The 16,955-nt window shown below is 39.4% G+C and carries 18 protein-coding genes; 9 read left to right on the forward strand and 9 right to left on the reverse strand.

Features of this window, described 5'->3' with window-relative positions:
• Nucleotides 1–32 precede the first annotated feature (32 nt).
• The 3 genes from SPI61_RS06445 (at nucleotide 33) to SPI61_RS06455 (ending at nucleotide 4,310) form a co-directional block, all read left to right on the forward strand.
• On the forward strand, nucleotides 33–1,385 hold the full coding sequence (locus SPI61_RS06445; protein ID WP_321137301.1) for an alanine/glycine:cation symporter family protein: 1,353 nt from the start codon (nucleotides 33–35) through the stop codon (nucleotides 1,383–1,385).
• 34 nt (nucleotides 1,386–1,419) lie between these two features.
• The gene (locus tag SPI61_RS06450; RefSeq protein ID WP_321137302.1) at nucleotides 1,420–2,775 is read left to right on the forward strand and encodes a sodium:alanine symporter family protein; all 1,356 of its coding nucleotides are present in this window, start codon (nucleotides 1,420–1,422) and stop codon (nucleotides 2,773–2,775) included.
• Nucleotides 2,776–2,927: 152 nt separating this feature from the next.
• Complete coding sequence (locus SPI61_RS06455; protein WP_321137303.1) at nucleotides 2,928–4,310, forward strand: sodium:alanine symporter family protein; 1,383 nt, start codon at nucleotides 2,928–2,930, stop codon at nucleotides 4,308–4,310.
• Nucleotides 4,311–4,644: 334 nt separating this feature from the next.
• Here SPI61_RS06455 and SPI61_RS06460 read toward each other — a convergent pair whose 3' ends face one another.
• Nucleotides 4,645–4,869, reverse strand: coding sequence for a hypothetical protein (locus SPI61_RS06460; RefSeq protein ID WP_321137304.1), 225 nt, complete (start codon nucleotides 4,867–4,869; stop codon nucleotides 4,645–4,647).
• 143 nt (nucleotides 4,870–5,012) lie between these two features.
• On the opposite strand from SPI61_RS06460, the gene SPI61_RS06465 reads away from it, so the two are divergent.
• Both SPI61_RS06465 and SPI61_RS06470 read left to right on the forward strand, forming a co-directional pair.
• On the forward strand, nucleotides 5,013–5,657 hold the full coding sequence (locus SPI61_RS06465) for an XRE family transcriptional regulator (protein WP_321137365.1): 645 nt from the start codon (nucleotides 5,013–5,015) through the stop codon (nucleotides 5,655–5,657).
• A gap of 81 nt (nucleotides 5,658–5,738) precedes the next feature.
• Nucleotides 5,739–6,272 carry a hypothetical protein gene (locus SPI61_RS06470; protein WP_321137305.1) on the forward strand — a complete coding sequence of 178 codons (534 nt, stop codon included), beginning with the start codon at nucleotides 5,739–5,741 and terminating at the stop codon, nucleotides 6,270–6,272.
• A 100-nt stretch (nucleotides 6,273–6,372) separates the two neighbouring features.
• Here the strand turns inward: SPI61_RS06470 and SPI61_RS06475 are convergent, their stop codons facing one another.
• Genes SPI61_RS06475 through hpf form a run of 5 tightly spaced genes read right to left on the reverse strand, consistent with a single transcriptional unit; the run spans nucleotide 6,373 to nucleotide 9,685 of the window.
• Complete coding sequence (locus SPI61_RS06475; protein ID WP_321137306.1) at nucleotides 6,373–6,894, reverse strand: GNAT family protein; 522 nt, start codon at nucleotides 6,892–6,894, stop codon at nucleotides 6,373–6,375.
• Nucleotides 6,872–7,456 (reverse strand): GNAT family N-acetyltransferase, encoded by a 585-nt coding sequence (locus tag SPI61_RS06480; RefSeq protein WP_321137307.1) that lies wholly within the window; start codon nucleotides 7,454–7,456, stop codon nucleotides 6,872–6,874. The genes SPI61_RS06475 and SPI61_RS06480 overlap by 23 nt, the downstream gene beginning before the upstream one ends.
• Before the next feature lie 39 nt (nucleotides 7,457–7,495).
• Nucleotides 7,496–8,485 carry an LCP family protein gene (locus SPI61_RS06485; RefSeq protein ID WP_321137308.1) on the reverse strand — a complete coding sequence of 330 codons (990 nt, stop codon included), beginning with the start codon at nucleotides 8,483–8,485 and terminating at the stop codon, nucleotides 7,496–7,498.
• 58 nt (nucleotides 8,486–8,543) lie between these two features.
• Complete coding sequence (locus SPI61_RS06490; RefSeq protein ID WP_321137309.1) at nucleotides 8,544–9,152, reverse strand: HAD family hydrolase; 609 nt, start codon at nucleotides 9,150–9,152, stop codon at nucleotides 8,544–8,546.
• Nucleotides 9,152–9,685 (reverse strand): ribosome hibernation-promoting factor, HPF/YfiA family, encoded by a 534-nt coding sequence (gene hpf, locus SPI61_RS06495; protein WP_321137310.1) that lies wholly within the window; start codon nucleotides 9,683–9,685, stop codon nucleotides 9,152–9,154. Before hpf ends, SPI61_RS06490 begins: the two co-directional genes overlap by 1 nt.
• Before the next feature lie 96 nt (nucleotides 9,686–9,781).
• Between hpf and SPI61_RS06500 the strand changes: the two genes are divergently transcribed.
• The 4 genes from SPI61_RS06500 to SPI61_RS06515 all read left to right on the forward strand — a co-directional run bounded on the left by SPI61_RS06500 (nucleotide 9,782) and on the right by SPI61_RS06515 (nucleotide 13,903).
• Complete coding sequence (locus SPI61_RS06500; RefSeq protein ID WP_321137311.1) at nucleotides 9,782–11,764, forward strand: S9 family peptidase; 1,983 nt, start codon at nucleotides 9,782–9,784, stop codon at nucleotides 11,762–11,764.
• Nucleotides 11,765–11,958: 194 nt separating this feature from the next.
• On the forward strand, nucleotides 11,959–12,426 hold the full coding sequence (locus SPI61_RS06505; RefSeq protein WP_321137312.1) for a hypothetical protein: 468 nt from the start codon (nucleotides 11,959–11,961) through the stop codon (nucleotides 12,424–12,426).
• Nucleotides 12,416–13,255, forward strand: a complete 840-nt coding sequence (locus SPI61_RS06510; protein WP_321137313.1) for a hypothetical protein — start codon at nucleotides 12,416–12,418, stop codon at nucleotides 13,253–13,255. The genes SPI61_RS06505 and SPI61_RS06510 overlap by 11 nt, the downstream gene beginning before the upstream one ends.
• Before the next feature lie 114 nt (nucleotides 13,256–13,369).
• Complete coding sequence (locus SPI61_RS06515; RefSeq protein WP_321137314.1) at nucleotides 13,370–13,903, forward strand: hypothetical protein; 534 nt, start codon at nucleotides 13,370–13,372, stop codon at nucleotides 13,901–13,903.
• A gap of 97 nt (nucleotides 13,904–14,000) precedes the next feature.
• Here the strand turns inward: SPI61_RS06515 and SPI61_RS06520 are convergent, their stop codons facing one another.
• The 3 genes from SPI61_RS06520 to SPI61_RS06530 form a co-directional block, all read right to left on the reverse strand.
• Entirely contained in the window at nucleotides 14,001–15,617 is a 1,617-nt protein-coding gene (locus tag SPI61_RS06520) for an ABC transporter ATP-binding protein (RefSeq protein WP_321137315.1), read from the reverse strand.
• Between the two features lie 99 nt (nucleotides 15,618–15,716).
• On the reverse strand, nucleotides 15,717–16,217 hold the full coding sequence (locus SPI61_RS06525; protein WP_321137316.1) for a hypothetical protein: 501 nt from the start codon (nucleotides 16,215–16,217) through the stop codon (nucleotides 15,717–15,719).
• Nucleotides 16,218–16,429: 212 nt separating this feature from the next.
• Entirely contained in the window at nucleotides 16,430–16,954 is a 525-nt protein-coding gene (locus tag SPI61_RS06530) for a VanZ family protein (RefSeq protein WP_311443267.1), read from the reverse strand.
• Between the last annotated feature and the right edge of the window lies 1 nt (nucleotide 16,955).

The raw sequence follows: 16,955 nt of genomic DNA on the forward strand, positions 1-16,955 counted from the left end.
ATGTTATAATAAAGTGTATAAAGGAGGGTTACATGATAGGTATAATAGAAAATTTTACAACCTTTTTATGGGATAACATGATTGCATACATGCTGATTGCAGTCGGAATTCTTTACACACTTCGACTGCGATTGCCACAGATATCACGTTTACCAAATATTTTTAAGGAAACATTCGGAGACCTTTTTAAAAAAAGCGAAAAGAAAGAAGGCGAAGTCAGTTCGTTCCAAGCTTTGGCAACTGCGGTTGCTTCGCAAGTCGGAACCGGAAACATCGGAGGCGTTGCGAGTGCAATAATGGTCGGAGGACCGGGCGCTGTGTTTTGGATGTGGATTTCAGGACTTCTCGGTATGAGCACAATCTTTGCGGAAGCGGTGCTTGCGCAAGTCTATAGAGAAGAACGAAACGGCGAACAATACGGCGGACCGGCATACTATCTTTCAAACGGTCTTAAGAATAAAAAAATAGGAAAAATATTAGCAACACTTTTTTCAATATTCATAATTATTGCTTTGGGACTCGTCGGCAATATGGTTCAATCGAATTCGATTTCCCTTTCACTTAAAAACGGATTCGGAATCGCGCCGATCATCACGGGCATTGTGCTTGCAGTTATTGTAGGTCTAATCGTGCTCGGAGGGGTTCAAAGAATATCAAAAATCGCAGAAACAATAGTTCCTGTTATGGCGGTTGTTTATATTCTTGCAAGCATCGGAGTCGTCGTAAAATTCCACGACCAATTCATCCCTGTTATAAAAGCAATATTCACCGCCGCTTTCTCGAGCAAAGCTGTTCTTGGAGGCATGGTCGGTATTTCGATGAAGACGGCAATGAGACTCGGACTTCAAAGGGGACTTTTCTCCAACGAAGCCGGTATGGGTTCCACCCCGCACGCTCACGCCGTTGCGGATGCTCCACATCCCGTCAACCAAGGTTTTGTAGCTATGGCTGGAGTTATCATCGGTACATTCTTTATTTGTACACTCACCGCATTTGTAATTTTGGTTACAAGTGCTCACATCGAATCGGCAAATCTCGGTCTTGAAACCGTCGAAGTCACACAACTCGGTTTTAATATCGCTTTCGGAAATGCCGGCACAATATTCCTTGCGATTGCACTTGCATTCTTTGCGTTCACAACCATAATCGGTTGGTACTATTTCGGTGAAAGTAATGTTGTTTACTTATTTGGAAGAAAAACTCTTCCGGTCTACAGAATTGTTGCAATATTGTTTGTTACTCTCGGCACAATTGTACCCGTGGGAACAGTTTGGCTCTTCAGCGACTTGTTCAATGCGCTCATGGTCATTCCGAACCTCATAGGTCTGGTTGCTCTTTCGGGAGTTGTCGTCAAAAAATATGACGAATGGAATAAGAAGCTTTAACTTTATTTGATTTATCATTTTAGGGAGGTATGGCATGATAGATACAATTAAAACCATTTCAAACTTTTTATGGGACAACATGGTAGTTTATCTACTTTTAATCGTCGGTCTTTACTACACCGTAAAGCTTGGATTTCCCCAATTCACAAAATTGGGAAGAGGCTTTAAAGAAGCCTTTAAAAATATATATTTAAAAGACGGTCGCGAAAAAGACCACGTAACTTCTTTCCAAGCTCTTGCAGTTTCTCTTGCAGCGCAAATCGGAACCGGTAACATAAGCGGTATCGCAAGTGCTATAATGGTCGGAGGACCGGGCGCTATCTTTTGGATGTGGATCTCGGGAATCCTCGGCATGGGAACGATTTTCGGAGAAGCTGTGCTTGCTCAAACCTACAGAGAAAAGAAAGACGGCGAAGTTTACGGGGGCCCTGCTTACTATCTTTCAAAAGGCATGAAAAATAAAAAACTTGGAAAAATCCTCGCTTCAATATTTGCCGTCCTTATTGTAATCTCTCTCGGCATTATCGGAAACATGGTTCAATCAAACTCCATTTCCGCATCGATGAGCGAAGGCTTCGGCATAAAACCGATTGTCACAGGTATAGTTCTTGCAGCACTTGTCGCAATAATAATTTCGGGCGGCATAAAGAGAATTTCAAAAGTTGCTGAACTCATCATTCCGGTTATGATCTTAATATATATCGGAGTCGGCATTGTGATTCTTGCAAAATTCAGTGGCGAAATCCTTCCGGCGTTCAAATCGATCTTCACATCCGCATTTTCCGCACAAGCGGCGCTCGGCGGTGCAATCGGTATAAGCGTCAAAGAAGCGGTCAGACTAGGAATTCAAAGGGGACTTTTCTCAAACGAAGCCGGAATGGGTGCAACACCGCAAGCAAACGCAATTGCAGAAGTTGACCACCCTGTAAAACAAGGACTCGTTGCAATGGTGAGCGTTGTTATCGACACAATCATAATTTCTACAATCACTGCACTCATAATTCTTGTAACAAACGCACACACAGCGCTCGATGCTACTATGAACCCAATTTCCGTAACGCAAAAAGGATTCGAACTTGCACTTGGAGACACGGGAACCGCATTCTTAGGAATTCTACTTCTCTTCTTTGCATACACCACAATGCTCGGCTGGTACTACTACGGCGAAAGCAACATCGTCTATCTCTTCGGAAAAAAAGCGGTTGTGCCGTATAAAATCTTGGTTGTGCTTGCGGTTGTCATGGGAACTGTCACACACTTCAACGCACTTTGGACAATAAGCGACCTTATGAATGCACTCATGGTTATTCCAAACTGGATTGGAATAATGTTTATGTCGAACATAGTTGTCAATAAATATAATGATTGGAAGAGCCTCGAGCTCAAATAAAGATTGGGAGATGATTCCTCCCAATCAATCTCCTGTACATAATTTATGAATATGAATTCTGTATAGGTATAACGTAAATATTCTCACTTTAGTGTATTATCATCAAAGCGCTTGATACATTATAAAATTCACATACTTTATGGAGGTTAGGTATGATAGATATCATTCAAAAAATAACAAGTTTTCTTTGGGACAACCTTATAGCATACATGCTTCTCGGAGTCGGGGTGCTCTACACAATAAGACTTGGTTTCCCACAGATTTCAAAATTAGGTAGAGCTTTTAATGAAGCTTTCGGTGGAGTCTTCAAGAAAAAAGACCCGAACGACAATTCCGGTGTCAGCCCTTTCCAAGCGCTTGCAACGGCAATTGCGGCGCAAGTCGGAACCGGTAACATCGGCGGAGTCGCCGGCGCAATTATGGTCGGCGGTCCGGGTGCAGTATTTTGGATGTGGGTTTCAGGAATCCTCGGCATGAGCACAATCTTTGCCGAAGCCGTCCTTGCGCAAACCTACAGAGAGAAAAAGGGCGACACCGTCTACGGCGGTCCCGCCTACTATCTCACACACGGTTTAAAAAATAAAAAATTCGGCAAAATTCTTGCAACACTTTTTTCAATTTTTATAATCATCGCATTGGGGCTCGTCGGAAATATGGTTCAATCGAACTCCATTTCCCTCTCCCTTAAAAACGGATTCGGCATAACTCCTGTAATCACTGGACTCGCGCTTGCAGTCTTGGTCGGAATGATTGTCATCGGCGGCATTGAGAGAATTTCAAGATTTGCGGAACTCGTTGTTCCAATAATGGCTCTCATCTACATCGTCGGCGGAATCGTAATCTTGGTAAAATTCAACGACCAAATCATCCCTGTATTCAAAGGCATCTTTACCGCAGCGTTTTCAAGTGAAGCCGTTCTCGGCGGACTTGTCGGGATTTCGATGAAAAAAGCAATCAGACTCGGACTTCAAAGGGGGCTTTTCTCAAACGAAGCCGGTATGGGGTCAACTCCACACGCACACGCAGTTGCCGAAGTTCCGCACCCGGTTAACCAAGGTCTCGTCGCAATGGCGGGAGTCGTAGTCGACACAATCTTAATATGTACTTTAACAGCTCTCATAATTCTTGTCACTAACGCACACAATATCTCCGCAGGACTCAACCTGCAAACTGTTGCAGTAACGCAAAAAGGATTTGAAATTGCATTTGGAGATGCAGGACTCATGTTTCTCGCCGTTTCTCTCGTGTTCTTCGCGTTCACGACAATCGTCGGTTGGTACTACTTCGGCGAAAGTAACATCGCGTATCTCTTTGGTAAAAAAGCACTCACACCATACAGAATTCTCGTTCTCGTTGCAATAGTCCTCGGAACGATCATTCCGGTCGACACAGTTTGGATGTTCAGCGACTTCTTCAATGCACTCATGGTCATCCCGAACTGGATTGGCGTTGTGCTTCTATCGGGAACTGTGGTTAAAAAATTCGACGAATGGAAAAAACTTGATAAGGAAATAAGAAAAGTTTCCGCAAAATAGACACGAAAAAACTCGGTCTGTGGTAAAACACAGCCGAGTTTATTTTTTTGTATTACATGTTCTTTAATTGCCACCGTCTTTATGAAAAAAATCACAATTAAAACAATATTACAATAACTTTTACTTTTGTACTACTAACCTATTCCTTTCTACAATCAGTCATACATCTTTTCTATTATTCTATACATACATTAATCAAAATATTAGAATACATCTAATTTACTCTATTTTTATATCCATTAAATAAACGCTATTAATTATTTGTCGTCTTTAAAATCATACTCTCTTTATATTCGCATGACAACTAATGTTGTCTTTTCCCTAAATTTTCTAACTACTTCCCGAAAACAGCCCTGCCGAACGCTCCGAAAGGCAAATTACCTTTCAAAAATTCGATAAACAACTTTTTGTGGATATAGTAGTAATACGTATTTCCCGTTCCTTTGTATCCTACTCCAAAGGGGAACGCCCCTTGTTTCAAACCTGCTTGTAGCATAGTCGGCGACATCTTCTCAATTCTTCCGTTTTTAGTCATTTGTGTTAAAAAATTAAGACCCATTACTTAGAAGACAGTTTTACTGCAATGAATTTTTGTCACATTATTAAATATTATGATGCCTTATTGATAAAATGGTACAAATTTAGTATAATATTATTAAGAATTACATAGAAAGGAGAGATACTCTGGATATTGGAAAAAGACTGTATAATATCAGAATAGGCAGAAATTTAACTATTGAAGAAATAACGGAAATTTTAAATAAATATTCCGAAAAGAAAATAAGTAAATCTACTGTCCATAGGTGGGAGAACAATGTCAATGAACCTTCGGCTACTAATTTATCTTTATATTCGAAAGCCTTTAATATAGATATGAATTATCTAGCCGGTTTGACCGACGTGTATTCCGAAAGAGAAGAAAAATCATTCAACAACTATGTACTGTGCTCCGACTATACATCAGCCGGTATGTCAGCCGATCCAATATTTTATGCCAATGCGGATAAAATACAACTGTCCGATGAGTTTGTCGGCAAGTATAAAGGAAGAAAAGACCTAGAGTTCGTTAAAACCTATGGCGATTCGATGACAAATGTAATCCCCGAGGGAGCAACAATCGGATATGTAACAGACGATATATTGTCGCAAGTAAAAGCAGGCGATATTGTTCTATATAGATACGGCTCTGACTTCGGCGTAAAAAGATATTACGATATAGGTGATTCCATACTGTTTAAGTATGATTCAAAAAACAAAGAACACGAGGGCAAGTTCGTCGTTTACCCTAAAGACGAATACTTACAAATTGTTGGAAAAGTTGTAATTTTCAACGTAATCATTGATTAAGGAGAGATAATATGTACAAAAAAATAATAACATTAATACTTGTAGCACTTACACTAACTGCTTGTGGCGGAAAAGGCGGAGTTGAAAAAATTTAGTTTAAACATCGACGACCTCGAAATATCGCCGCCAACAAGTTGGAAAAACCAAGACGACGGCACTCAAATAAGAACTGCAAGAGAAGTATATATAAAAGAAAAAATCGACACCAAAAAATTCACAATCGGAACAGGCATTATAGACATAGACGAAACAAGTGAAGCAGTAGAGGACGTTAATTCAAGTATAGGTCACTACAACTATGAAACGATAATATCTATTTCTATCGATGTTGAAAACAAAACGGAAGAAAATTTAATGTTAAATCTGTTAGAATCATCATTGAAAATAAATGGCAAACAATATAAACCCCTAATAGTTATAGACGGCAACTACAATAGTGACAAACTAGATGAAAAATTCAACGGGAAAGTTACCAAAAATGTATTTATGCTTGTTGATAAGCTTGATATGCGCCCGAAAGAAGTTGAAACAGTAGAATGGAACATCGACGCTCCGACGGACAACGACGGAAACAAAGTCGGAAAAGATATAAGAATAACAATTCCTATAAGATAGTAAAAATATGTAAAAATTGAAGCCCATTAAATCCTGATTAAGAATTAGTGGGCTTTATTAATACATAGCACACCTAAAAATATTTTATTTTTTTACCAAATTATATCTCTTTCACGAATTTCTCCGCGACAATCGGTCGACCGTCCACGTCTTTGTCTTCAAACTCATACATAAATTTAAAGTCGAGTTTTTTAAGAAGTTTGATTGAGTTCGCGTTTGTCGAGTACACATTTGCGGAAAGCCTCGACATATTTTCTGATTTAAAAAACGGAATTGCCGCTTCAATCGCTTCCTTCATAATCTCCCGTCCCCAATAGTTCTTCGAAAGAGAGTAGCCGATGCACATGGTTTTGCCGTCGGGGTAATCTTTGTCCACAATAAAATCGAGAGTGCCGATTGCTTTTTCATCACCCCTGTGGTAGATGCAAAACACGGTGTTTAAGCTCTTGAACATTTCAAGAAAATCTCGGGCGTCGTATTCCGACAAAAAGTGGTGCCATCCCGCCGCTTCTCCAACTCCTTCGACTCTTCCGAATTCGTAAAGCGCTTCCAAATCCGAATCAATCCATTTTCTTAAAATTATCCTCTCTGATTTAATCTCATCTCGCGGTAGTTCTATCAAAATACTTCTCCTTTGTTATCCCTGTAAATGAAATGCCTATGTCTTTTTTGTGTGCGTCCTTGCCCATTCCTTCGGCAAACTTTTTCATCCCGACTTTTTCTTGAGTTCTCATTGAGCGCACGTTTTCGTTAAAATATCCCGCCATAACAAACTCTGCACCGGCGTTTTCGAAAAGATAATTAAGAACCGCATCGACCGCTTCGGGCATTATTCCCCTGCCCCAAAAATCTTTTGAAAGCACAAACCCGAGTTCGACAATATCTTTCTTTTTAAACTTTTCATAGACGAGCTCCGTCATCGCGCCGTCCGGCTCGTGGAGTCCCAATGTGCCGATCATTTTTCCCGTATCTTTGTCGACAAGCGAGAGTACGTTTTTCTCTTTTATAAACATCTCCGCAACTTTTTTCGTGTCCTCAATCGTGTTGTGGTGGAGCCAACCCGCCGCTTCGCCCACTCCCGGCACTCTTGCATATTCGAAGAAATTCTCTAAGTCTTCAATTTTGAACACTCTTAATATAAGTCTATCTGTTTCAAGCGTGATATTTTTAACATCTATTTTCATCTTTCCTCCAAAAAGAAAAGACCAAACTTCCGTCCGGTCTTATCTGAAATTCTCGTCAATCATTTTGTCGACTTCAGCCTTGTTCATAATCCAATAACTGATTCCCTCGGCGTCGTTTTCGGCGTGTCCCGGAAGAGTCATCGCATTAATGTTTTCAGTATTTATTTTTCCTGCGGATGTCGCCATTTTGAAAATAGTTTCAATCGGAATGTTTGTTTCAACATTTGGAAGCACTTCTCTCAAAATTTTCGGGAGTTTGAAAATATTTTTAAAACTAAGCGCTTGGCTTATGACCGCCTTTAAAAACTGTTGTTGATGCTCGATTCTCGAGATATCGGAGCCGTCTGTCGGCATCGGTATGCCCGGCGAATTTTTTCTCCATCTCAAAAATTCAATCGCCTGTTGCCCGTTTAAAGTTTGAAGTCCCGGTTTAAAATCTATCGAAAGCTCCTTGCCCTTCGTCGTATCGAGATATTTCATTCTGAAAGGAATCTCAAACTCCACGCCGCCGATTGAATCCACAAGTTTCTTCACCGCCATATAGTCCACTTTCGCATAATTTTCGACTTGTAGCCCCGTGAGATTGTTTATATATTTCATTGTAAGCTCACTTCCGCCCGTCGCATGGCCCGCGTTCAGCTTCACATAGTTGCCGTTTGGAAATTTATATTGCGTGTCCCTCGGCAAATTGAGCATTCTCACCTCGCCCGTTTCGAAATTTATTCTCGTCAAAATCATCGTGTCGGTTCTTTGGTGCTTTGCATCCTCAGTCGTTAAATCCATCCCGTCGATTCCCATCACGAGAAAAGTGATTTCGCCTTTAAACTCCTCTTTCGGCTTCTTCATCTTTTCGAGGTCGATTTCTTTTTCTTCTGAACTATTTATATTCTCATCGGTCGGCTTTTCCGTCTCGGATTCGACGCCGATAAGTTTTCCAAAAGGATTGTGTGCATTTTTAACAACTGCAAAAATATAAAATGCCGTAAAAGCAAAAAAAGCAGTTATAAATGCGACTTTAAACTTTTTCATCCGTTAACTCCATTTCATAACTATACTTTCTTTATTATATCATATTAAATTTAAGAACTCAATTTATCCCGTCGATATTTATAAAATCCGGATATGTTTTTTTTGAATTCACAATATACTTATTCCTTGTAAAACCGCACATCCAAAAGTCATTGTCATAGCTGTCGGTGTAGGACTTCGACTCGTCGTATAAAACGACAATCCCCTCGTTTTTAAAAAGCTTTTCCAAGTTTTCTTTCTTGGTCATTTTCGTATTGTTTTTTCCAATAACCTTGCCGCCCGAGTGACTCGTTGCTATGAGATAATCAACTCCCAAAATTTCCTTAACATATTTCATATATCCATAGAGACTTGCAGAGCAAAGAATTGTGGTGTAGCCGTCCTCGTGGATTTCTCGAATCAGGTTTTTGTAGCCACGGCTCTCTATTAACTCCTTTGAAAACTGTTTTAACGCTTCCTCCGGAACCGCTTCCACAACTTTCACAAATGCGCTTTTGAAATTTTCGAACTTGAATGTGAAAAGCATTAGAAAAAATCCCCTGATAAACCACCACGAGAGCTCGAAAATATTTATATATCCGTTTTTTAATGCAAATCTTATAAGAACCCTGATCGAATCAGTGTCGACCAGGGTCTTATCAAAGTCATATATTTTAATCTTCGTCACTATTCTTCTCTCAAAACGCCGTAGTCGCCGTCGCCTCTCTTATAAATTACGGAAACTTTGTCGTTGTCCGCATCTCTGAAGAGATAGAAATCGTGTGTCACGAGGTCCATTTGAAGAGCTGCTTCTTCTCTTGACATCGGTTTTAAGAAGAATGATTTTTCACGAACGATTTTCGGTCCTTCAACTTTTTCTTTCGGCTCTAAATCCGGAATTGCTTCGAATTTTATGCTCTTTGTATCTTTGTATCTCTTTTGCAGTTTTGTTTTATGTTTTCTGATTTGTCTTTCGAGTTGGTTCAAAACCTTGTCGATAGATTCATAGAAATCTTTTGTCTTTTGTTCGCTTCTAAGAACTTGTCCGTCAGGAAGAGTTATCGTAACTTCCAAAATTTCATCCGACTTTACTCTTCTGAACACTGCGGTTCCTGTTATATCTTCAGCAAAGAACTTGTCAAGCTTCGAGAGTTTCTTTTCAGTCATTTCCTTTAAGTCAGGCGTCATTTCAAAGTTTCTTGCTACAATTGTGAGTTTCATAATATTCCTCCTTGCTTTCTTTATATTTATTATATACCCTTTTAAATTGATTTTAACACATTAAAACTGTTATAATATAAACATGGAGGTTATTTTATGAATAAAATTACATTGGACGCATTCACAAAATACAAATTCCTCTCAAAGCCGACATTCTCAGAGGATGGCAAGAGATTTGTATTTGAAGTGACAAATATAAGCGAAGATAAAAAGTCATATGAGACGGGACTTTTTGAGATTGAAAACAACAACGCAAAAAGAATTACGACAAAGAGCGGTCAAGGTTTTTGTTTTTTGAATGAAGACGAAATCATTTTCAGAGACGACAGGGACAAATCCGAAAAGAAATCCGCCGCACCTTCAACAAAGATTTATAAACTGAATTTAAACGGCGGAGAAGCGGAAAAGTTTTTAGAATTTGACTCCGACCTTTCAATCGTTGATGTTGTCGGAAATAAAATTATATTTATAGAAAACTACAACCCGATTTGGGACGGCTACGACAAGACCGACTCGAAGTCGAGAGAAGCGATGGTTTCAAGAAACAAGGACGACGAAGACTATCATGTGTTCGACGAAATTCCTTTTTGGGGAAACGGCGCCGGCGTTACAAATAAAAAAAGAAGTCGCCTCGCCTGCTATGACTTAGGCAAAAAAGAACTCACAATTTTGACCGAAAGAGAAAGAAATGTCGAGCTTGTCGACGTAAATAAAAAAACAGAAAAAATCGCATTCACAACAAATGCCTACAACGACAAAATGCCGCTCACAAGCGAAGTGATGATGCTCGATTTAAGAACCGGCAAAATTGAAGACATCACACCGCTATACGGGATGAGTTATCAAATTTTGAAGTTTATGGGCGACGACATCATAACTCTTGCAACCGACATGAAGTCGCACGGCATAAACGAAAACGGCAACCTCATTTTGTTTGAGCCGAACGAAAAAAGAATTCTTAAAAAAGTTATTCCGGACTTTTCATTTTGGTCGAGCGTCGGAAGCGACGTTAGATACAGAGAAGGCGACACTTTCAAAGTCGACGGCGACTATTTCTATTTCACAACCACAATCGAATATAAATGCGAACTTTTCCGCGTCGACAAAAATCTCGAAATCGAGCAGCTCACAAACTGCGGCGGCTCAGTCGATTCATTCGACGTGAAAAACGGAAAAATTTATGCAATTTCTCTTATCGAGCAAAAGCTTCAAGAGCTCTACGAGATAAAAGACGGCGAACATATTGAAATCACTCACTTAAACGACGGTTTGAAAGATGTTTATGTTGCAAAGCCTGAGCTCGTCGAATGGGACAAAAACGATTACCACTACACCGGATTTGTGCTTCTTCCGCCGAACTACGATGCGACGAAAAAATATCCTGCCGTTTTTGAAATTCACGGCGGACCGAAAACCGTTTACGGCACAGTCTTCTATCACGAGCTTCAATTCCTAGCAAACGAAGGCTACATTGTGTTCTTCACAAACCCACGCGGCAGTGACGGCTATGGAAACGACTTTATGGACATTTTCGGAAAATACGGCGACATCGACTACAAAGATTTGATGGACTTCACCGACCTCGTGCTCGAAAAGTATCCTGCAATAGACAAGGACAGAGTTTTTGTGACGGGCGGAAGCTACGGCGGATTTATGACGAACTGGATTATCGGCCACACAAACAGATTCAAACGCGCCTGTTCGCAAAGGTCCATTTCAAACTGGATCAGCATGTGGGGCACGGCGGACATCGGCTACTATTTCGCCGACGACCAAACGAGAGCCGCAATTTGGAACAATGTTTCCGGCTGGGGCGGTGTCGACAAGATGTGGGAGCAAAGCCCGCTCAAATATGCCGACAAGGTCGAAACGCCGACACTTTTCATAAACAGCGACGAAGACTACAGATGCTACCACACCGAGGGGCTTCAAATGTTCACGGCGCTCAAATATTTCGGAGTTGAATCAAGACTTGTACTCTTTAAAGGCGAAAACCACGAGCTCAGCCGCTCCGGTCTTCCGCACCATAGAATAAGACGCCTCACAGAAATAAGAGATTGGTTCAAGCTGGGATTATAAAATCCCGGCATACATATTTAACGATCAAACATTAACATCAAATAAAATATACTTTTATTTATATTATATTTTTGTGTTATAATTACAATAATAAATTCGGCCTCTTTGCGCCGCATAACATATACAATTGTTTATCCGTTTTTTTGGGTATTATTATAGTAAAGAGTTTAATTTTTTTGTAGAAAGGAGAAATTATGAAAAATTTTTATAAAACAGCACTTGTTTTTCTTTCGCTTTTACTTCTTCAAACGCTCACAATCGGAGCGGGTGAAAAGAAAATGAAGAACACGATTATCGGAGACTCTATAGTTTCACGTGCAGACGGAGAGTATCGAATCTTTTTAAATTCAAACAAGGATATGGCAAACTTTTACTCATTTAAAAATCTTTTGAATTTGAATTTGATTACAAAAATTCAGTTCAGTCCTTCACAGGAAACAAAAGACGGCGATTCGTTCGCACTTAAATCAAACAGACATGTTAAAAATATTTGGATTAAATCTGAGCCGGCGTTGGACAAAAGCCCGATTTTTTACACGAAACCGACGACGGACATGAAAGACGATTTCTATTATATCGAATCAAGTTTTTGGGACTCGATTTTCGGAAAAAGGCAGCTTCCGAATTTTATAGAATTGGGGTGGAACTATTATGAAAAATAAAATAATCGGTGTGCTTTTATTTATAGTCGCTCTTGCGCTTGCGATATTTGCATTTCTAAAGATAAAGTCGACACCTCCAAAAGATGCGATGGACGTCTTCACAAACAAAGAACTGTACCATCTCGATGCAGTTTCCGAAAAAAATCCGAGCGAATTTACCGACGACGCGCTGAAACTTGTGGATGAATTTTTGGAAAATGACATTCCATACTACACTCACTCCTCATTTATGCAAATGTACAAAAACGGCGTGCTTGAGCCGAGACAAACTTTCTTTTCAAAGGATATGTACGAGCTTGTGACGCCTGAGATTGAAAACGGAGAAGGGCTCGAAAATTATTTCGATTTCGACTACGAATCCGACGAACCGATTCCGGTTTTAATCGGCAGCAATTTTACGTCGCAGTTTGAAACCGGTTTAACATATGAGGACAGCCTTTTCGGACACATAGTCAAGATAAAAATCGTCGGTACAACCGCTCCGAAACAAAGCTATCCGGACCTCTTGGAAAACATGAACTATTTCGACTCCGGGATTTTGTATCCTGTGAACAAGTCGCTCTTTAAAAAATATGTGGACTCGCCGCAAGACGTCGACATGATGTTTAATCGTACGCTCTTTAAAAATCCTGAATCCGTAAATCTTTTCAGCGACAAAATGAGCGCCGATGAAAACGGCATATGCGATTTGAAGTGGGTTAAGATTGACGAAAAAATTGAAAATTGGAAAAACGGATACATCAAATCAAGATACAACTCGGCATATATAAAAATTGCGATGAGCGTTCTTCTCTTGATTGTTTCCGTATATGTATTCAGAAAAAAATAAGCGGTAATTTATCGCTTATTTTTGTATAACGGTCATATATAAACTGTTGTTTATAGTACTTTATTGGGTAATACTATATTAAAGAATTCAATATTTTTGTAGAAAGGAGAAATTATGAAAAATAAATCCATACGAATTGCAATGATTGCAATTTTAATATCGCTGATGATATTTAGCGGATGCAAGACAAATGAAGACGCACGAAGCAAAAAGGCGGAGGAATTTGCAAATCTGTTCTTTGAGCAAGTAAAAGTTTTGCAAAAGACAGATAACCGAATCTTCACTTTGGAAGAACTGAATGACAACGCTGACGACGAAGCGAAAAAGACAGTAAAAAAATATTACGACGACATGAGAGAGTACATCTCCGAAGAACAGCTCATCAAATACTTAAACGACCAGGAACTTTTGAGCACGAAGTATTATGAATCAAATGTCACGGACTATAAAATTGAAAACTTCAAAGCCGTGCCTTCGGACAAAAAAGAAGGCGCCGTGGACGCGACTTTTGACGTGACTTTCATCAACGACTCAAAAGCCGAAATCGCAAAAAAGAGTTACAAAATAAGATGTATGTTTGACGGCGACAAGATGGTCGACGCATTTGGAGAAATGTTCCCTCCAACTGAAATCTCGCAAAATAAATAGAATTTATGTAAAATATTGAATTTCAAAAAGCTGCCCGTATGGACAGCTTTATTTTTGTGTGTTAAATTGTGTGTTAAATTGTGTTTAAATCGTTCGGCTAAAACTTTTCCAAATCGATTATCTTGTTCGTTATTGAAAGCGGACTTTTTCTATGCGTTATGATGATTACAATCTTGCCTTCTTCGCCGAGTTTTTTTATGTTTTGCACAATTTTATCCTCGGTTTCATTGTCGAGCGCCGACGTAAACTCGTCAAGGATGATTAAATCCTTATCGCTGTAAAGAGCACGTGCAAGTGCGATTCTTTGTTTTTCCCCACCGCTTAAGTTTGCTCCGTTCGTTGTAAGCTCGTGGTTCAGCTTCCCGTCTTTTTTCTCGACGAGATTTGAAAGTTCGCTCTCCCTCAAAACATTTCCGTCGACAACTTCATTGTCAAATTGAATATTTCGAAGAATTGTATCTCTGAAAATAAACGGCTCCTGCTCAACAAGCGAAAGATTGTCGTAGTAGCTTGAGCGATCGATTTTTCTTAGCTCCGTGTCGTTCACAATGACCTCTCCGGTATATGTGTCCCAAATTTTCAGGATTATATCTATAATCGTCGACTTGCCCGAGCCCGACGGTCCGATGATGCCGACGATGTCGCCTTTTTCAAATTTGAAATTCACACTATTAAGAACCGGCTTTTTGGAATCATACGAAAAAGAAACGTCCTTAAACTCGATTGAATTTATGCCGCGAATCTTCTCTCCGGTCTCTTCTTCCATATCGTCCTCAAGAAAACTCAAAACTCTGTCGCTCATCCCGAGACTGACGTTTATGCCCGTGTACCAATCCGAAAGATTCGTCATCGGCTCATACAAAAAGTCGAGATATGAATAAAACGCAAAGAGATAGCCGAGTGTGAGTTGTCCCTTTATAATTAAAATCGCACCCGAAATGAGCACAACTATCGGAAGGAGCGCCTTTGTAAATCCGCCCACACCGTAGCTTATTGCGGTGTATTTTTTTATATCCTTTGCCGAGTTCGTGTATTCATTTATTGTGTTTTTAAAATTGTCAAGGAAAAATTTTTCCTTGCCGTTGATTTTTATCTGCAAAACTCCGTTCAGATATTCCTTTACGGTTTCGGAAACTCTTGTAAAAAGTTGTCTCTCTTTGTTCGATGCCGTTCTTATTTTTTTGTCGATTCTATGGAATGTGAACGTGTATATAGGAACAATCAAAAGAGGTAAAATCGTGAGTATCGGACTCATATAAAACATCAAAACCACGACAATCCCAATTCTCAGCACGTTTAAAATGAACATCGGAAAACCTATTGAAATGTCGTACGAGAGAATCGACGTGTCGTGCAAAATTCTGTTGGTGAAATCCTCGTCGTTCTCTTTGAAAAATTTTACATTCTTTTTTAGCGCCGCTTGCAGCATAATCGTTCTGAAATAGTTTAAATACTCCGTGCTGTACATATGCCATATGTAGTTTTGCGTCGAGTTTAAAGTCGCATCCAAAAGACCGATTATGATTAAAAGCGCTCCGAATTTTAAAATGTCCGCGATAGGTGCGCTCACTGTGACCATATTTACGAGCTTTCCGATGAAAAACGGCATTATAGAGCCGATTAAAATCGAAGCTGCGCAAAGCACTACAAGCCAAAATCGTCTTTTTCTAAAAGGTCCTATGTAACCCAAAAGCTTTCTGTATTTTTTAACCATCTTTCCCTCCTTGTATATAAATATTATACCACATTTCGCTCCCGCTTTTCACATTTGCACAAAAAAATGAGCCGTCAATACAGCCCATTCATCTGCGTTTTACATTCTTGCATCAATTGTCGTTCTTAAATCGTATTCTCCCTTTTCAACATGGCTTCTTATAAAATATGTTACGATTGAAAAAGCGAGCGACAAAAATACGAATTTAAAATTATTCAAGCCTTCAAATGTGCTCAAGTTGTGGATATCCGGCATATTTGAAAGTCCGATTAAATCAAATATCGAAAGCGTTGCGAAATAAACTTGAAGAATTACCGCAATTCCAAAAATGATTTGTACGATTCCGCTCATTTTTTTCTTTACCGAAAAATAAAAGTTGAAGAAGTCGTAAAATCCGAGATAACCGAACCAGATTGCGTGGAGTCCGACGATCACTTTTAATATGCTCATCGTGCTTTCAAGTTTTTTTGGCCCGCTTTCGTAGATGCTTTTCATTGCGCCCGAGCCCATAAAAAGACTCACGATTAAAAGAACTGCCGCAGTCCAAATAATTCTTTCGAATCTACCCTTTTTTGTAAAATAACTAAATTTTTTGTACATAATAACCTCCTTTGTTTAATATGTAGCATGCATGTGTTTTGATTGTTATTTTTGTTTCACTTATCTATATATATGATATCACACCCCTCCCGAAATTTCAAATACATATTACCCGCCAAATGTTGAAATTATGTTAAATTTTTTAAAGCGCACAACCTACTTATATGTCTTTTAAAAAAATGCAAACAAAAAAGCTGTCTTTTCGGACAGCTCTAGTCAGTAATTTCTTCTTTTATACTTGGGTTTTTGTAGATAAGCATGAATATCATAAATCCGAACATTCCGCCCACAACGTTTAAAATCACGGCGTCGATGTCGCATCTACCGACCGTTATAAACAGTTTAAAAATTTCTTTCATCGCCGCTATAACAAAAACGCATCCGACCGTTCCCCAAAAATGTCTCAGTTTTTTAAACGCAACCGGCAAAAGCAGTCCGTACGGAAATGCCGCCATGAGGTTTAAAACAAAAAATTGGAATGCATAAATCGGAAGTATGTCTTTGTTTTTAAGGCGTGTTATATAGCCTTTAATGGTTCTAAAAGGCACGAGATTCGTCACGCGTTTCGCATATTCCGAGAAGCTTTCCCCCTCTTCTTTTTCCGAATTTACAACTATCTCATTGTCGCTTTTTTCAACAAACCAGTTTCCAATTTTCAAAGAGAGAAAACTGAAAATGAGAATCGAATAAATTGCGAGCACAATAAGTGTCATTATTTTATAAGGTTTCTTCTGCATA

Source organism: Ezakiella sp., from assembly GCF_034180565.1.
Lineage (GTDB): Bacteria > Bacillota > Clostridia > Tissierellales > Peptoniphilaceae > Ezakiella.

Excerpts from the sequence above, each read along its gene's own strand:
- SPI61_RS06445 (WP_321137301.1), top strand. The coding sequence starts at position 33 with ATGATAGGTATAATAGAAAATTTTACAACCTTTTTATGGGATAACATG.
- SPI61_RS06450 (WP_321137302.1), top strand. The coding sequence starts at position 1,420 with ATGATAGATACAATTAAAACCATTTCAAACTTTTTATGGGACAACATG.
- SPI61_RS06455 (WP_321137303.1), top strand. The coding sequence starts at position 2,928 with ATGATAGATATCATTCAAAAAATAACAAGTTTTCTTTGGGACAACCTT.
- SPI61_RS06460 (WP_321137304.1), bottom strand. The coding sequence starts at position 4,869 with ATGGGTCTTAATTTTTTAACACAAATGACTAAAAACGGAAGAATTGAG.
- SPI61_RS06480 (WP_321137307.1), bottom strand. The coding sequence starts at position 7,456 with ATGAAAATAGATGTTAAAAATATCACGCTTGAAACAGATAGACTTATA.
- SPI61_RS06485 (WP_321137308.1), bottom strand. The coding sequence starts at position 8,485 with ATGAAAAAGTTTAAAGTCGCATTTATAACTGCTTTTTTTGCTTTTACG.
- hpf (WP_321137310.1), bottom strand. The coding sequence starts at position 9,685 with ATGAAACTCACAATTGTAGCAAGAAACTTTGAAATGACGCCTGACTTA.
- SPI61_RS06500 (WP_321137311.1), top strand. The coding sequence starts at position 9,782 with ATGAATAAAATTACATTGGACGCATTCACAAAATACAAATTCCTCTCA.
- SPI61_RS06505 (WP_321137312.1), top strand. The coding sequence starts at position 11,959 with ATGAAAAATTTTTATAAAACAGCACTTGTTTTTCTTTCGCTTTTACTT.
- SPI61_RS06510 (WP_321137313.1), top strand. The coding sequence starts at position 12,416 with ATGAAAAATAAAATAATCGGTGTGCTTTTATTTATAGTCGCTCTTGCG.
- SPI61_RS06515 (WP_321137314.1), top strand. The coding sequence starts at position 13,370 with ATGAAAAATAAATCCATACGAATTGCAATGATTGCAATTTTAATATCG.
- SPI61_RS06520 (WP_321137315.1), bottom strand. The coding sequence starts at position 15,617 with ATGGTTAAAAAATACAGAAAGCTTTTGGGTTACATAGGACCTTTTAGA.
- SPI61_RS06525 (WP_321137316.1), bottom strand. The coding sequence starts at position 16,217 with ATGTACAAAAAATTTAGTTATTTTACAAAAAAGGGTAGATTCGAAAGA.
- SPI61_RS06530 (WP_311443267.1), bottom strand. The coding sequence starts at position 16,954 with ATGCAGAAGAAACCTTATAAAATAATGACACTTATTGTGCTCGCAATT.